This window comes from Marinobacter sp. KMM 10035, assembly GCF_046537445.1.
In the GTDB taxonomy this organism is placed as follows: domain Bacteria; phylum Pseudomonadota; class Gammaproteobacteria; order Pseudomonadales; family Oleiphilaceae; genus Marinobacter; species Marinobacter sediminicola.
Genome location: NZ_JBBVMG010000001.1, coordinates 1,833,335 through 1,849,522 on the forward strand (window position 1 = coordinate 1,833,335; position 16,188 = coordinate 1,849,522).

At 53.4% G+C, this 16,188-nt stretch carries 13 protein-coding genes; 9 read left to right on the top strand and 4 right to left on the bottom strand.

Features of this window, described 5'->3' with window-relative positions; genetic code table 11:
* Window positions 1–3 precede the first annotated feature (3 nt).
* From AADB16_RS08240 to AADB16_RS08270, 7 genes are all read left to right on the top strand, one after another.
* Window positions 4–600, top strand: a complete 597-nt coding sequence (locus AADB16_RS08240) for a sugar transferase (RefSeq protein WP_410802585.1) — start codon at window positions 4–6, stop codon at window positions 598–600.
* Entirely contained in the window at window positions 600–1,229 is a 630-nt protein-coding gene (locus tag AADB16_RS08245) for an acetyltransferase (protein WP_410802587.1), read from the top strand. Before AADB16_RS08240 ends, AADB16_RS08245 begins: the two co-directional genes overlap by 1 nt.
* A 63-nt stretch (window positions 1,230–1,292) precedes the next feature.
* A complete protein-coding gene (locus tag AADB16_RS08250; protein ID WP_410802589.1) occupies window positions 1,293–2,471 on the top strand; it encodes a DegT/DnrJ/EryC1/StrS family aminotransferase in 1,179 nt (392 codons plus the stop codon).
* 27 nt (window positions 2,472–2,498) lie between these two features.
* Window positions 2,499–3,269: a glucosamine-6-phosphate deaminase gene (gene nagB, locus AADB16_RS08255; protein WP_410802591.1), complete on the top strand. Its 771-nt coding sequence runs from the start codon at window positions 2,499–2,501 to the stop codon at window positions 3,267–3,269.
* 19 nt (window positions 3,270–3,288) lie between these two features.
* Window positions 3,289–5,229 carry a polysaccharide biosynthesis protein gene (locus AADB16_RS08260; RefSeq protein WP_410802593.1) on the top strand — a complete coding sequence of 647 codons (1,941 nt, stop codon included), beginning with the start codon at window positions 3,289–3,291 and terminating at the stop codon, window positions 5,227–5,229.
* A 34-nt stretch (window positions 5,230–5,263) separates the two neighbouring features.
* Window positions 5,264–6,670: an MBL fold metallo-hydrolase RNA specificity domain-containing protein gene (locus AADB16_RS08265; RefSeq protein ID WP_410802595.1), complete on the top strand. Its 1,407-nt coding sequence runs from the start codon at window positions 5,264–5,266 to the stop codon at window positions 6,668–6,670.
* Window positions 6,671–6,842: 172 nt separating this feature from the next.
* Window positions 6,843–7,211, top strand: a complete 369-nt coding sequence (locus tag AADB16_RS08270) for a histone-like nucleoid-structuring protein, MvaT/MvaU family (RefSeq protein ID WP_309045369.1) — start codon at window positions 6,843–6,845, stop codon at window positions 7,209–7,211.
* 83 nt (window positions 7,212–7,294) lie between these two features.
* On the opposite strand, the gene AADB16_RS08275 is transcribed toward AADB16_RS08270, so the two are convergent.
* Both AADB16_RS08275 and AADB16_RS08280 read right to left on the bottom strand, forming a co-directional pair.
* On the bottom strand, window positions 7,295–8,269 hold the full coding sequence (locus AADB16_RS08275; RefSeq protein WP_309045368.1) for a GGDEF domain-containing protein: 975 nt from the start codon (window positions 8,267–8,269) through the stop codon (window positions 7,295–7,297).
* Window positions 8,270–8,272: 3 nt separating this feature from the next.
* Window positions 8,273–9,304, bottom strand: coding sequence for a response regulator (locus AADB16_RS08280; RefSeq protein WP_410802597.1), 1,032 nt, complete (start codon window positions 9,302–9,304; stop codon window positions 8,273–8,275).
* Window positions 9,305–9,580: 276 nt separating this feature from the next.
* On the opposite strand from AADB16_RS08280, the gene AADB16_RS08285 reads away from it, so the two are divergent.
* Window positions 9,581–10,480, top strand: coding sequence for a hypothetical protein (locus AADB16_RS08285; RefSeq protein ID WP_410802598.1), 900 nt, complete (start codon window positions 9,581–9,583; stop codon window positions 10,478–10,480).
* A gap of 48 nt (window positions 10,481–10,528) precedes the next feature.
* Window positions 10,529–11,971, top strand: a complete 1,443-nt coding sequence (gene sbcB / locus AADB16_RS08290) for an exodeoxyribonuclease I (RefSeq protein ID WP_410802599.1) — start codon at window positions 10,529–10,531, stop codon at window positions 11,969–11,971.
* Between the two features lie 56 nt (window positions 11,972–12,027).
* Here sbcB and AADB16_RS08295 read toward each other — a convergent pair whose 3' ends face one another.
* On the bottom strand, window positions 12,028–14,028 hold the full coding sequence (locus AADB16_RS08295; RefSeq protein WP_410802601.1) for a hypothetical protein: 2,001 nt from the start codon (window positions 14,026–14,028) through the stop codon (window positions 12,028–12,030).
* A 264-nt stretch (window positions 14,029–14,292) separates the two neighbouring features.
* Complete coding sequence (locus tag AADB16_RS08300; protein ID WP_410802603.1) at window positions 14,293–15,807, bottom strand: flagellin; 1,515 nt, start codon at window positions 15,805–15,807, stop codon at window positions 14,293–14,295.
* Window positions 15,808–16,188: the final 381 nt, after the last annotated feature.

A 16,188-nucleotide genomic window follows, 5' to 3' on the forward strand; every position in this document is an offset into this window, starting at 1 on the left:
ATTATGTTGAAACGTATTTTTGATGTGCTGGCTTCGGCAGCGGCTTTACTTCTGCTTTCGCCAGTAATCGCTGTCGTTGCATGGCAAATCAGCCGTAAGATGGGTTCTCCGGTACTGTTTCGTCAAATCCGCCCCGGCAAGGACGGCAAGCCCTTTGAGATGGTGAAATTCCGCACTATGAAAGATGCAGTGGATGCCGCGGGCAACCCTTTGCCTGACTTTGACCGAATGACGCCCTTCGGTCAGTTCCTGCGCGCTTCCAGCCTGGATGAATTGCCGGAACTGTGGAATGTGCTAAAAGGCGATATGAGCCTGGTTGGGCCACGGCCTTTGCTGGTGGAGTATTTGCCGCTGTATTCAAAGGAGCAGTATCGCCGTCATGAAGTGCGCCCCGGTGTGACCGGCTGGGCCCAGATAAATGGCCGCAACGCCATCTCCTGGGAAGACAAGTTCCGGCTGGACGTGTGGTATGTGGATAACCAATCGCTTTTGCTGGATTTAAAGATTCTTTTCCTCACGGTAAAGAAGGTGTTGGTTCGGGACGGGATTAGTGGTGACGGTGAGGTTACTATGTCTAAGTTTACCGGGAGCCAAGATTGATGCGACTCGCCATCTTAGGCGCCAGTGGTCACGGCAAGGTTGTAGCGGACGCTGCCGAGCTGGCCGGCTGGGATGAGGTGATTTTTTATGATGATGCCTGGCCACGGCTCGCCAAAAACGGACCTTGGATGGTGGTTGGTAACACCGAGGCGTTGCTGCAAGGTTTGGAGGGGATCGATGGCGTTGTGGTTGCTATTGGTAATAACCGGGTTCGCCAGCTTAAGCAGCATGAATTAATTGTTGCTGGAGCGAAAGTGGTCTCAATCGTCCATCCTACTGCGGTGGTAAGTAGACATGCTGAGTTATGTGTGGGCTCGGTAGTTTTCGGAAATGCTACTGTCAACGCGTGTGCGAAAGTGGGCAATGGGTGCATTGTAAATACCGGGGCAGTGGTAGAGCACGATTGCGTGTTGGGTGACTTCGCCCATATCAGCCCTAATGCGGTTTTGGCTGGTGGGGTGAGGGTTGGTCCACTGGTCTGGTTAGGAGCTAGTGCTTCCGTTAAGCAGCTAATTGAAGTGGGGGAGCACGCCGTTGTTGGCATGGGCGCTGTGGTAATCAGAGACGTGCAACCGGGTGCGACGGTGGTAGGCAACCCAGCTAAAGTGTTTGAATCCCGAAAGAGCTAATGACTAAAGACTTTTTGTGACGAGCAATCTTTTAACCTCTCGTAAATAACAGACAGAGTAATCATGCTAAACGGACCGTTTTCCCCATGGCCTTCTTTCTCAGAGGAAGAGGCCAATGCAGTACGTGATGTGCTTCTCTCAAACAAGGTAAATTACTGGACAGGACAGGAGTGCCGCGAGTTTGAGCGTGAGTTTGCGCACTTTTCGGATTCTAAATACGCCATTGCCCTGGCCAACGGTACCGTGGCGTTGGACCTCGCGCTAGAGGCGCTGGGCATTGGCGAGGGCGATGAGGTGGTGGTTACGCCGCGCACCTTCCTGGCCTCGGCGTCCAGTATTGTGACTGCCGGTGCGGTGCCGGTGTTTGCTGAGGTGGATGCAGATTCCCAGAACATTTCCCCGGAAACCGTGCGTAAGGTGATCACGCCCCGCACTCGAGCCATTTTATGCGTGCACTTGGCTGGCTGGCCCTGCGAAATGGATGGTTTCATGGAGTTGGCCGAGGAGCATGGTCTGTATGTTATTGAAGATTGCGCCCAGGCTCATGGCACCAAATATAAGGGGCGCTCGGTTGGTTCGATCGGGCATATAGGATGCTGGTCTTTCTGCCAAGACAAGATCATGACCACCGGCGGCGAAGGCGGCATGGTGACCACTAACGATAAAGCCCTTTGGTCGAAAATGTGGTCGTTTAAAGACCATGGCAAATGCTGGGAGGCGGTTTACGAGCGCGAACACGCTCCCGGATTCCGCTGGTTGCACGAGAGCTTTGGCACCAACTGGCGAATGACAGAGATGCAGGCAGTGATTGGTCGCATACAGCTAAAGCGCATGCAGGATTGGACAAACGCACGCCAGAAGAACACCGGTGCAATTTGGGAAACTGCATCAAAGTTACCAGGTTTGCGAGTTCCAGGGGTGCCTGCGGATGTAGAGCACGGCGCATACAAGTGTTATGTGTTTGTTGAGCCTTCGCAATTACGAGACGGCTGGGATAGAGACCGTATTCTGAATCGCATCGTAGAAGCTGGAGTGCCGTGTTTTTCAGGCTCCTGCTCTGAGGTGTATCTTGAAAAGGCGTTTGATGGCACTGATTGGCGACCTGAACAACCACTACCCGTCGCGAAAGAACTAGGGGAAACCAGCTTGATGTTTTTGGTACATCCCACCTTAAGCGAAGCCGAGATCGAGAAGACGTGCGTTGTATTACAGCAAGTAATGACAGAAGCGACGCGTCAATAACCGATAAAGGATTTCGGGCCGCCAATCATGTACAAAATCTTCAACACCACCCAAGAAGCATCCCACTACACCGCCCAGCGCCTCCTAGCCCGGATTCAATCCAACCCCGGCGCTAACCTGGGCTTGGCAACCGGCAGCACCATGGAGCCCGTGTATCATCGGTTGTTAGAGTTTTTACAGCGCGAACCTGTAGATCTCTCACAGCTCACTACCTTTAATCTGGACGAGTATATTGGTCTGGGTGGGAAGCATGCTCAGAGCTACCGCTATTACATGCATCAGCATTTATTCAACAAGCTAAGCATCCCGGAAGAGAAAATAAATCTTCCGGACGGCATGTCGATGGATGTTGAGGAGGCCTGCCAAGCCTATTCCGAAGCAATCCGGGCGTCAGGCGGTCTCGATATGCAGCTGCTGGGAATTGGTTCGAACGGTCATATTGGTTTTAATGAACCCCACACCTGTTTCTCCAGCCGAACCCATGTAATTGAGTTGTCCGAGCAAACTCGACTGGACAACGGTCGCTTTTTTGTCGATAAGAAGGAAGTGCCTACCCGCGCAATCACTATGGGTATTCAGGATATTCTGGAGGCCAAAGAGATTGTACTGTTAGCGACGGGCATGAAAAAAGCAGCCATTATGGCGGACTTGTTCCACAGTACTGTGGATGAGGCGTTGCCGGCATCGGCGTTGAAGCAGCACCCTGATGTAACGATAGTATTGGATTGCGAAGCTGCCTCTTTACTTCCTCAGCAGGTGTTTAATGAGGCTGTAGGGATTATGGAAGGAGTTCGATAGATGAGGGATTACACTTAATATGTTTACGCAGTTCTTGGGATTGCCCCGCTTACAAAAGCGTCTTGTTTCCGTCTCGGTAGATGCCTTGGCGCTCTCGTTTGCCCTTTGGGCATCCTTTGCATTGCGGCTGGAAGAGACGCTTTGGTTGCCCACCAAGGGGCAGCTTCTGATCACGGGCCTTACGGTGGTGTTCACCTTAGGCGTTTTTGTGCGCCTCGGCCTGTATCGCGCCGTTGTTCGTTATATGAGTGATCGGGCTTTTCTCACTATTATTACGGGTGTAGGCATTTCGGCCCTGTTGTTGATCATCCTTGGTTACAGTCTGCAAGTTCAGATCCCCCGCTCTGTTCCCGTGATTTACGCTGCCTTGGCCTTTATTTTTGTAGGCGGCAGCCGCATGAGTGTGCGCATGCTGGTGCATCACACCACCAACCGTGGCAAGGAGTGTGTGGCCATTGTGGGGGCAGGGGAAACCGGCGCTCAGCTTGCTAAAGCACTCCAACAGGGCACCGAGTATCACCCGGTGGCGTTCATAGGCTTGATACCAGCCAATCACAAGGCTCTGATCGCAGGTTTACCCGTATTTGCTCTGAGCCATCTGGAACAAGCGGTGCGAGGGCATGGCGTAAAACGCTTGCTTCTGGCACTGGATGCAGATGAGAAGGTTGATCGCCGCAAGCTCCTTAACCAGTTGGAGACATTGAAGCTGCCGGTTCAAACCGTGCCCTCCATGAGTGAGCTGGTAGCCGGCCAGGCTCGAATTAACGATATCCGCGATCTTGAACTCGAAGACCTGCTAGGCCGAGACCCAGTGCGCCCGGACAATGCCCAGGTGGCAGCAAGTTTGTATGGTAAAGCGGTGATGGTAACCGGGGCTGGAGGCTCCATTGGTTCCGAGCTGTGCCGTCAGATTATTCATCATCGGCCCCGGGTTCTGGTGCTGTTTGAGCAATCCGAGTTTTCCTTATACGCCATTGAGCGGGAACTGCAGGCCATCAACCGGATTGATGGGTTGAATGTGGAGATTCATCCTCTGTTGGGCAGTGTCGTCCACCGCCGCCGTTGTGAAACGGTGATGCGCAGTTTTGGTATTCAAACCGTTTACCACGCAGCCGCCTACAAGCATGTGCCCTTGGTTGAGCATAATGTGATTGAAGGTGTGCAGAACAACGTGTTCGGCACCTTGCACGCTGCAGAAGCCGCTATTACTGCAGGGGTTGAGCGGTTTGTTCTGATTTCCACCGACAAGGCCGTTCGCCCGACGAATGTAATGGGCGCAAGCAAGCGCATGGCGGAGTTGGTGTTGCAAGGTTTGGCGCAGCGCCAGAGCAAAACGATTTTCTCCATGGTTCGGTTTGGCAATGTGTTGGGGTCATCTGGCTCTGTGGTGCCCCTGTTCCGTGATCAGATTCGCGACGGCGGGCCCATTACGGTTACCCACAAGGACATTATCCGCTACTTCATGACCATCCCGGAGGCCAGCCAGTTGGTTCTGCAGGCGGGCAGTATGGGCCGTGGGGGTGAGGTGTTTGTTCTGGATATGGGTGAACCGGTGAAGATTGCCGACTTGGCTCGCAAGATGATTAACCTGATGGGGCTTGTGGAGAAAACGCCGGAGCAGCCTGAGGGGGATATCGAGGTTGTATTTACGGGGCTGCGGCCGGGTGAAAAGCTGTTCGAGGAACTCCTGATTGGCGACGACCCTCAGGGCACCTCCCACCCGCGCATTATGATGGCCCGTGAGGTGTCTATGCTCTGGGAGGAGCTGGATGTGGTACTCAAACAGTTGGCCCGTGCAAGCCAGGATTTCGATTGCTGCTTGATAGTTGAGACGCTCAAGAATGCGCCCACGGGTTATACGCCTAATGGGGATGTAGCGGACCTGGTTTGGTGTAATGGCAGCGAGCATGCAAAGTTTGATGAGGAAACCGAAAGAAAGATTCACCGCCTCCCGGTTTGATTAGGGAGGGGAGATACAACAAGGACTGTTGACCATGATTAAAATATCCCACCACGGCGCCACCTCTGGTGTCACTGGCTCCTGCCACGAACTTACTCTGCACTCTGAACAAACCCCTCCCGCCGGTATTTTGATCGACTGCGGCCTGTTTCAGGGTGCTGAGAAGGGCGACGGCGCTTCGGCCTCCAATCTCTCCGTTGATTTCCCCATTGATCACATCCGCGCGTTGGTTGTCACCCATGTGCACATAGACCACGTGGGCCGCATTCCGTATTTACTGGCGGCGGGGTTTGAGGGGCCGATTATTTGTTCCGAGCCGTCTGCCATCATGCTTCCGGAAATTCTGGAAGATGCGTTGAAGATTGGTTTCACTCGAGACAAGCAGCTAATTGAACGGGTACTCGGTTTGATTCGTTCACGGTTGGTGCCTGTGCCCTATGGGCAATGGCATGAAGTGTTTGCAGAACCGGGGAGGTCGTTATCGATAAGGTTGCAACGTGCGGGGCATATTCTGGGCTCGGCTTATGTTGAATGCGATGCAGTGTCTGGTGACATGCATGAGCGGATAGTATTCAGTGGCGACTTGGGTGCGCCCCATGCGCCTTTGCTGCAGGAGCCTGCCTCGCCGGAACGCGCTGATCGTTTGGTGATTGAAAGCACCTACGGTGATAAGGACCACGAGAGTCGCGAATCCCGACGATATCGCCTGAAAGCTATTCTGGAGCGGGCGCTGGCAGATGGCGGCACGGTATTGATTCCGGCGTTCAGTATTGGCCGCGCCCAAGAATTGCTGTACGAGATTGAAGGCCTGATTCACGAATTTGGAAACGACTGTGTAACCGATGGCTTGGCCTGGGATGATTTGGAAATTGTGGTGGATTCGCCTTTGGCGGCAGAGTTCACAAGTATCTACCGCCAGTTAAAGCCCTTCTGGAATGGGGAAGCGGCTGATTTGGTTCGGCAGGGGCGGCATCCGCTCTCTTTTGAGCAATTAACGGTGATTAACTCCCATGAGAATCATCTGAACGCGGTGGATTACCTGGCCCGTTCCCATCGCCCCTGTGTGGTGCTGGCCGGTTCCGGCATGTGTGCCGGGGGCAGGGTGGTTAACTATCTCAAAGCCATGCTTGGGGAAGCCAGAAACGATGTGTTGTTTGTGGGCTATCAGGCAGCGGGTACGCCGGGGCGGGATATTCTTGCTTATGGGCCCCGTGGTGGGTGGGTAGAGCTAGATGGGGAGCGATTTGATATACGGGCAAGTGTGCACCAGGTGGGTGGCTACTCTGCGCACGCTGGCCAATCGGATTTAATTCGCTTTATTAACGGTATTCCCGAAAAGCCGGCCGAGATTCGAATTGTGCACGGAGATGCTTCTGCTAAGCAGGCATTCAAACAGCACCTTGAGAGCTTGGGTTATTCAGGTATTTTGATACCGGATTAATTGCGAATTAAACCTGTATTATGAATAATTAAAAGCTTTTAAATGATTAGTCTTTGCCATATATAACCTTATGAATTATTATTCTTGTGTCTTTTGGCAAGCCGCTCGCATTGTGTTTGCTTTAGCGAGGTTTGATTTCGAGAGTCCACAGAAACTATAAGGTTTTATTTCCATGGCAAAGATTAACGATTATTACCAGAAAAAGCAGCTAATGGAACAGCTCGCAAACGAGATTAACCAGCTGGAACAGGATCAGTCCCTGAAGCGCGAACTGGCCTTTGAAAGCAGCATTCGGGAATTGATGGAAGAGTATGACAAGTCGCCGAAGCACGTGCTTCGTATATTGGCCGCCATCGATCCTTCTATCGCGACAGAAAAAGCACAAGGCACCACTGGCACTCGCGCCAAGCGCCCCATGAAAACCTATACCAACCCGCACACGGGTGAAGTGGTCAAGACTCGCGGTGGCAATCACAAAACGCTGAACGAGTGGCGCAAAGCCCACGGCAAAGAAACGGTACAGAGCTGGCAGCAAGACTGATTAGCCAGAAATGTGCAAAAAGGGCCGGATGATCTATTCATCTGGCCCTTTTTTTTGTACTAATGTTTGTTTTACGGTTTGTTCTAATCGGGCAGGTCAGGGCTTTGGTGAACAATAACGCGGTTCCTGCCAGCCTTCTTTGCTGCATATAGAGCTTCATCGGCCTGCTGCATCCAGGACATATGGTTTTCAGGCTTGCCACTTAATTGTGAAATCCCCACGCTTACTGTGTATCGAATGGGGGCTACACTGGTTTGCACAATGCTTTTTTCGATGCTATCCCGTATTCGCTCACATATAACGCGGGCCCCTTCGGCATCGGTTTCCGGTAATATAATTCCGAATTCTTCGCCACCATAGCGGCCAATGCTGTCGGATGATCGCAAGCTGTCTTTTGCCGTTGTTGCGGTGTGTTTGATTACTTCATCTCCGGCCAAGTGGCCATGGGCATCGTTTACTTTTTTAAAGAAGTCGATATCAAACATCACAAGGCTGGTTGTGTGGCCATAGCGGCGGAAGCGTTCAAACTCTGCATCTACCAGGTTCTCCCAGGTTCCCCGGTTCAACAGGCCGGTCAGGCGGTCGGTCATGCTGAGTTTTGCGAGCAGTTCATTGGCTTGTTCCAGCGCCCGTTTGGCGGTGGCTATATCGGTTACGTCGTATACCATGATGCATATTTTCTCCACCTGCCCAGTACTGCCTGAAAGCGGGCTGATGGTGAGGTTTTGGAACATATAGTCATCCGTTCCAGTAATGGGGCGCGTATTGCGAAACTGGAACAGGTAGGGCCGTTGCTCCCAAGACGTGAACGCTCGCGTATTAAGCAATGTGACGGCATCCACCTTGCGCCTCAGCCAGGCTTCCGGAATGTTGGGGAACAGCTCAAAAATCACTTGGTTACGGGTTTTACTGGCAGTAATGCCACTGTGGTTTTCCATGAAACCGTTCCAGGCTTGTACCCGGAAGTCCAAATCCAGCACCACCAGGCCAACCTCAACGGATTCGAGCATATCCACCAGCCAGTGGAAGGATTGGGCTTCAAGTTCGTTTATGGCCATGGTTTAGTCCGTCAGGTATTGGAGGCGTTGTTCAAGGAAGGGCACTGAGTCTTCCGTGAGCAGCACCAGCATGTCGCACTGAATATTCCTGTCTTCCAGGGTGTAGCTGATCTCGATGCACAGGAGTTGTTCCTCCCGGGAGTTCTGGTGTTCAAGTAGATCTGTGATCTGCCTGTGTTGGCCGAGCACGCTGGGGTGGCTGAGGCCGAGTTCGAGATCCAGTTGGTCGCCCATGCCTTTGAGAAAAGCGCCGAACAGAATGCTCGACATATCCATCAGCACTTCCACGTTTACGGATGCACCCTCAAAGTTTTCGTAGTGAAGCAGTTCAGCCATTTCCCGAAAGCTGGCATCCGCAAACAGCAGCAAAGCCTCACCCGCAATCCCCGCTCCGGTGAAACCTTGGCATACCGCGGAATAGGTGTCGCTGTCGTGGGCCGCAGAAATGGCCATGTGGAGTTCGGAGTTGGCAATAAAGGCCACTTTGGGAATGGGCTGTTTCACAAACACTCGCAACAGCCGGGCGAGTAAGTCCGACGAGCGCCCCATGGCGACGTTGGCGATTTCCTGCAGGTAATCGTTGAGCGAGACTGAAATTTCCGGGGTGTGGGAAGCATCGTCGGGGCTGAGTGCGCCATCGCTCAGGGCAGTGCTTTCAAGCTCCCCAGGGCGGTAAAAGCCGTATTCGGCAAGCAGGCTAAGGACAACCCCCATATCTGTGGGCTTCTTTATGAAATCGATCGCACCGAGCTTGCGTACCCGCTCCCGCGCTTCGGGCTGGATGTCGCCAGACACCACGATGGTCATGATGGGTAGATCTTCGGCCAGAACATGCTCCAGAACCTGGTAGCCGTCCATCTCTGGCATGTTCAGATCGAGAAACATCAGGTCGGCTTCGCCAGCGCGTAGCTTCACTAATGCTTCCACACCGTTATTGGCAAAAAGGATGGTGTCGGCTAGCCCGGCTGGGAGGGCGCGGGCCATCTGTTTTCTGGCGAGTGCAGAATCATCGCAGATAAGAATGCGGGTATTCATGATTTTGCCCGGGGGCTATTGAATGGCTGTTCGCTGATCATAGCATTACGCCAGGGTATGTACACGAAAACGACACCTTTTTCCTGCTGCAAATTGATGAAATGTAATGAATTGTTATTCAGGTTTGTGACTGAGCACACTTCATTGGCCTTGGCGCCTCCGATATAGTGGCGCTAAGGCAATTAAAGAAAGATGCAAAGTGCAAGTATAGGCTGTCTGCTTGCATCGGTAAAATCGAAACTGACAGCGATAGACCAGATTAAGAGAGGCTATGTTATGGATTATCATGCGTATGGATGCGCCGCCCTCCTTAGTTTAAGCCTAGGTATTGTGCCTGTTGCCCAAGCTGAACTGGACCCCATTTCTGAATCCGCGATGGGCGATATAACAGGGCAGGCGTTTATGAAGGTTGAGAATATAACTGGCACAAGCCATGAATATACCCGCATGAGCCTGAATATGGATGTGGAAACGCGGGTGAATATTGATGACGTGCAGATTGGGGAGATTAACGGCGGTACGGATTTTTCTGCACAGCATGTAGCCTTGGGCCATATCGCCCGTGCCGATGGCGAGCAATTTAACGGCGTTACCTACAACGAAGGTGATGCTATTCCCTTCGAGGCCCAAAAACCTTATATAGAATTAGCCGAAGATGGCGCTGGCCTGGCTGGCTTTCGCATGGGTTTTGAACAAGCTCGCGGATCGGTTTCATCCCATACCACCAGCTTTAGTGGTGATATAGGTATGAAAATTAGCGATTCCGGCCAAGTGTACGATGCAATGTTGTTTGGCGGCGTAGGTGGTGCGGCAACGAACAATCGCGCCACCCACATAGGCCTTGCCCCTAACAGCCCGGGCCAGGCGGCTGGCTGTAATGTTGACGGTGCCTTGGCCAATTGTGCTCCGCTGACCAACCTGCGATCCATAATTGTTGGTGAAGATACAGGGGCGGCTGACGGCACGGTTGGGTTTACCGATGGCTTTTTCATCGGTTTTCAGCGGGATGACAACATGGAATGGCAAAGCCTTGATGGTGCGAACACGATTAGTGTTGGCAAAGGTGTGTTCATCAACCTGCCTACCAATATGACCATCGATTTGCAAAAGCTTACCGGGCCGGGCGTTGACCGCTTGCGCACTCATCAGGTAGACATGGGGACTAACCTGTTTTGATTTTGTTAGACTCCTGACCTTAATGATTCACAAGGCAGGAGTCTTCCCTTGATCCGCTCTTTTTACTGGCACGATTACGAAACCTTTGGTGTAGACCCGGTGCACGACCGGCCCTCTCAGTTTGCCGGTGTGCGAACCGATGCGGATCTTAATATTATTGAAGACCCGTTGGTTATTTACTGCAAACCCACCGACGACTACCTGCCATCACCCCAAGCCTGCCTGATTACAGGCATTACGCCTCAAAAGGCGATGGAAGAAGGCTTCCCGGAAACGGAGTTTATCAGCCAGATAAATGAAGCCTTCAGCCAGCCAGGCACCTGCGTAGTGGGCTATAACAGCCTGCGGTTTGATGATGAAGTCACCCGCCACACCCTGTACCGCAACCTGCAAGACCCCTATGCCCGTGAGTGGCAGAACGGCAATTCCCGTTGGGACATAATTGATATGGTGCGGCTGACTTACGCACTCCGCCCGGACGGCATCAACTGGCCCCGCAAGGAAGACGGGAGCCCCAGCTTCAAACTGGAAGAGCTCACCGTCGCCAACGGCATAGCCCACGAAGCCGCCCACGATGCCATGTCGGATGTGGAAGCAACCTTGGCTGTAGCCAGATTGATTCGGGAAAAGCAGCCGAAGCTGTTTGATTATGTTCTGAACAACAAAGACAAACACTCCGCCCGTGCCATGCTGGATACGGCAACCATGAAGCCCGTACTCCACATCTCTGCCAAATACCCGGCCACCCGGGGCTGTTGCGCCATGGTAGCGCCGGTTGCAGATCACCCCAGCAATAAAAACCTGGTGATTGTGTACGATCTTCGGGAAGACCCAAACGAGTTAATCAACGCCACGCCTGAGCAGATACGTGAGCGGGTGTTTACTTCCCAAGCAGAATTGGGGGAGCAAAAACGCTTCCCTTTAAAGGGTGTGCAACTGAACAAATGCCCGGTTTTGGCGCCTGCGAATATGCTTACCACGCTTTCCCAGGAACGCCTGCAAGAACTCGAACTGGACGGAGACACCCTTCGAGCGAATCTTGCCTTGCTGAGAAAAGCCCCAGGAATGGCGCAGCGAATTGCAGAAGCATTTGATCAGCCCCATCAAAGCGACCTGACAGACCCGGATGAACAACTCTACGCAGGCGGCTTTATATCCCCGGCCGACCGCAGTGAGTTGAACCGGGTGCTGCAAACCCCGCCGGCGTTGTTGGTGGAGGAAAGCTTCAACTTTAAAGATGAACGGTTGCAGGAACTGCTCTTCCGCTACCGCGCCCGTAATTACCCGGATTCACTGACCAGTGAAGAAGCTGAGCGATGGGAGCAATTTCGAACCCAGCGTTTGATGGCACCGAAAAAAGGCTGGTTGTCGCTGGAGGCGTTTGGGTTGGAGTTACAACGGTTGGCCAGCGACCCGGAACTGACGCCGCAGAAACAGCAGGTGTTGGAGGATTTGCATTTGTATGGGGAATCTTTGATTCCTTATATTTGAACAAAAACGCCCCCTTCTTCCGTAATAGAAGAGGGGGCGTTTATCACGCAACTAAATCAACGTCGCCGCTGAAAATACACACTCAAATTCTGCCCCATCACACTCTGTACTTCACTCCCCAGAGCCTCTGCCTGAATCTGTGTTTGAACAGGCTTGGTTGCCAAACTATGACCATCCTCATCACGGGCTTTGATCAGCTTCCATTCCACCTCGTTACTCACCATCGCCATCAGGTCTTTCAGCTGAGCTTCATTCTGTGGCTGGAACCAGCGGTCGCGGCAGCCGCCCAGGCTGTAGAAGTCTTTTTCCTGAGTCAGCTCTTGCCAAGTGGCATCTTGCTGGTTGGTGAGAACCATTCGGCGAAGCTGGCGCAGGGTGGAGCGGGTTGGCTGTAACCTGTGCTCGGCAATCAGTTTCCGCATCTGCTTGTCGCCGATGGTTTGTTCGGCGATGGACGTGTGCAAGTGCACAACGGCACCAGAACCGGCTGCGCTGTTTACCAGAGCGGCCAGGGAGAGTTCCGTCATAGCCGGGGAGGGCAGGCGGCCCACTTCAACCCAGTGCACTTGATGGCCGTCGGCCACAAACCGCCGGGCGATGGACCAGGGCCAGAACACTATATTGCTGATCTCGGATTCGGCAGCCATGCGCGTGGCTTTGGCGATGTTGGCCAGAGACTCATCTACCGCGATCACTTCTACATCTGCCAGATAGCTGGCCAGTTCCATAGCACGCTGACCAGATTGCGCGCCACAGACCATTATGCGCAAGGTGTCTGGCAGCTTGTCTGTAGCCAAGCCCAGCTCTGTGGCCATCAGTGACTTCAAGCTGCTTTCCGCGCGATAAGCCAGTTTCGACCAAGCGGGCCAGGCTTGTGGCACGTCGGTTTTATCCAGGCACAGTTCTTCCGCCTTCTCATCAAAACACTGTTTGATGCCTTCTTCTTCCGCGCGGTGGTAGTAGCTGGCGGCAAGCACCGGCTGCAGCGCCAACGGCCAGTCCACCAGATTCCACTGCCCGAGCTGGACCGCAAAATCCTGATGAAACAAAGCACCGTACATGGCGCTGATCATCAGCGAGCCAATCAAGGCTTCCTGCGATTCACCCATTACGATTTGGGCTTTAAGGCTGTCATTCACCGCAGCCACCAGCCGTTCCTCATCATCCTCCGCGGCCAGCGCGTAGCCGGTGCGGTCTGCGTATTGCGCGATGGCGAGCGTGAGCTGTTGGAGTTCAGCACGAAGCTCAACGGTTTGAGCAACTTCCGCCAGAATCGCGCGGCGTAGCATCACGACCAGTTCTTCCACGGCAGGGTCTGGCATGAGTGTTTTTTGCAGGGCCAGAATCAGCAGTTCGTCTGTGCTGGCGGCATCCAGGAAAATCTCGGCCTGCGGGTTGTCCAGATCGTATTGCTGGCGAATGATCGCCCCCACAAAACGCCCGATCTCCTGATGGGGCAAACCATCGTGGCTAAGCAGAGCAATCGCATCCAACGCCAGGTTGCTGTCCGCCTTGTTTACCGCAAGGTGCTGCGCGCAAGAGAGCATGCCACTGTATACCGAATCCCACTCGGCGCCGGTTTCCAGCAGTTTGCGGTAATGCAGGTAGGCCACATCAAACTGCCCCTGCAAGCGCTTGGCATGGGCCACACCGCAGAAAGCGGCGGCGGATTGCCGGTCGCAGTCCAGGGCTTTCAGGAAGTGCTGCTCCGCTAGAGCCGGGCGCTCGGTTTTCAAAGCCCAATAGCCCAGATTGGCGTATTGCTGCGCTTGGCCGGGTTGAACCTGCAGGCTGGCATTAAAGAGGTCGTGGGCGTTTTCAAGTTGCCCGTCGTCCATCTCTACGCGCCCCAGCAAACCTAAAGCGATGGCGCTGTTTGGCTCAAGCGCAATCACCTCTTCCAGGTACACACGGCATTCCTGCCGAGCCTGCAGGCGCTGGATGTGGCTTAACCCGCCGCTGTTGGATTCGCCATACGCAAGGTTGGCCTGCAAAAGCAGCCGAGCCGCTTGAGCCTGTTGGGAATGGGATTCCTGAATGTGATGTTTGGCTTGCATGGGATACCTCATTTACCTGCCGCTAGGTTCAAAAATTGCGGCAAAGGCCTGCAGTTTTTGGTTGTTTGCTGTGCTTTGTATGAGGTGTTGCGAAAGGTGTGCCAGTTTTGTCGTGGGTGCCACGCTTCTTGCAATCTGATTTACTGGGAGCTTGGCTCAATATTGGAGGGTGAATCAGGCCAGAATCAGTAAATTGCTGAGGCCAGGCAGAACGCAAAAAGCCCGGCTCGGAAAATCCGAATCGGGCTTTTTCGTGATGGGCTGTTAGCCTTGCAACAACTGTAACACCTGCTGTGGCCGGGCATTGGCCTGGGCCAGTACTGAGAGGCCAGCCTGCTGGAGCACCTGGGTGCGGGCCAGTTCGGCGGATTCTGCTGCGAAGTCTGCGTCGCGGATGCGCGAGCGGGCTGCCGAGAGATTTTCGGAGGTTGTGCTCAGGTTCGCAATGGTTGATTCAAGGCGGTTTTGAGCGGCACCAAGGTCAGCTCTTATACCGCTGATGGTTTCGAGAGCTGCATCGACAACAGCTAGGGCGCTAGTGGCGCCAGCCACGGTGCTGATATCGATTTTGTCTACGGCTTCTGGAGTTGAACCGTCAGCAACGTTTTGCGCGCTTTTGAGAATGCTCCCACCGGTCGCTGGCACCACATCAGAAGTCGCTGCAAAGCTGACGGATGAGTCTAACGTCAGTTCGCCTGCAATCCGTGTGCTGTTGGCTCCACCGTTTGTTAGTGCAATAGCGCTGGGGTCGCCACTACCTTGAACCGCCAATTGTTGTGTGCCTGTTGCGGTAAAGTCCTCGATGGTGATGTCTTTGCCTTGCTCCTGAATCAGAGTGATGCTGCCGTTATTTTCCACCTTCGCGGTGATGCCGGTCTTACCTGAAGCAGCGTTCACTTCCCGGGCAATAGCCGATAGGTCGTTTGCATCTGTAATCTGCGCTGAGATAGTCGCGGAGGCGCTGCCGTTCGATATCTTGAGAGAAACTGTTTGAGGAACAGCAATGGGCGTTGTGGCAGTATTGCTTAAGGTTGCTGAAGTCCGTGCTGTTGCGCTTACGCCGGTAGTGGCCGCGATGTCATTGATCGCCGCTGCAATATCTTCAGCACTGTCACCCGCCGTAACAGGCACAACTTGGCTATCCAATGAGCTGGAGATTGTAAGGTTCTGTGCGCCGATAGTGTTCTGTGTGGGTAGCGTGGCGTTCGCTGCAGTTGTCGAGCCTGTACCTTGGTTTAACGCTGGGTTTTGAGCGGCTAGAGTGTTGTTCGCCAAGTCTGCAGTGCGTGCACCACCGATGGAAACCGCGATTGTTTGATTCTCATTAGCACCTGCCTGGAATTGTTGTGCCTGAAAACTGCCATCGAGAAGTTTTAGGCCGTTAAACTCAGTTGTAGTGGCGATTCGCTCAAGTTCTTCTTTAAGCTGGTTCACTTCTGATTGAAGCGCCTTTCTATCTGAGGCGGAGTTGGTTGCGTTGGCGGACTGAACCGCCAATTCCCGAATCCGTTGCAGTATATTGCCGGACTCTCCCAGTGCCCCTTCAGCCGTCTGAGCCAAAGAAATACCGTCGTTAGCATTTCGCATTGCCTGGTTAAGGCCGGTGATCTGAGAGGTGAATCGCTCCGAGATTGCAAGGCCAGCGGCATCGTCTTTGGCAGAGTTGATGCGCAGGCCAGATGACAGTCTTTGCAGTGCAACGTTGGCATCGCCCTGTGAGGCATTCAGGTTTCTCTGTGCGTTCAGCGACGCGACGTTGGTATTAATGATCTGAGGCATATCTGTTCTCCCTGCTCAGCGGTGCCGGTAGCCTAGTGCGCGTACTTGCTTGGGCACCATTGCCGGCTGAAATTTATTAAGTTGCCGTTTTGCAGGGATATAAGCGAAGGGTGTGCCAGCTTTCAGAAAGCTTACGTATATAGCTGTTTTTAAAGAGATTGGGAAGGCTACTGGCTTGGTGTTGGGCGTTCACGTGCCAAGGTACCGTCGCCGAAGTCGGAATTTAATTGCCGTTTTTACATTCCTTTACAAAGTTCTTGGATTTTTTCCTAAAGCAACCAGAACAGGTGCCGTTAAGTGGAGTAACAGGGCGGCGCTCCAAACCCAAAAAGAGAACGCCAGACCTTATCCATGAAATAACGACTCATCAGTCGAAGGGGA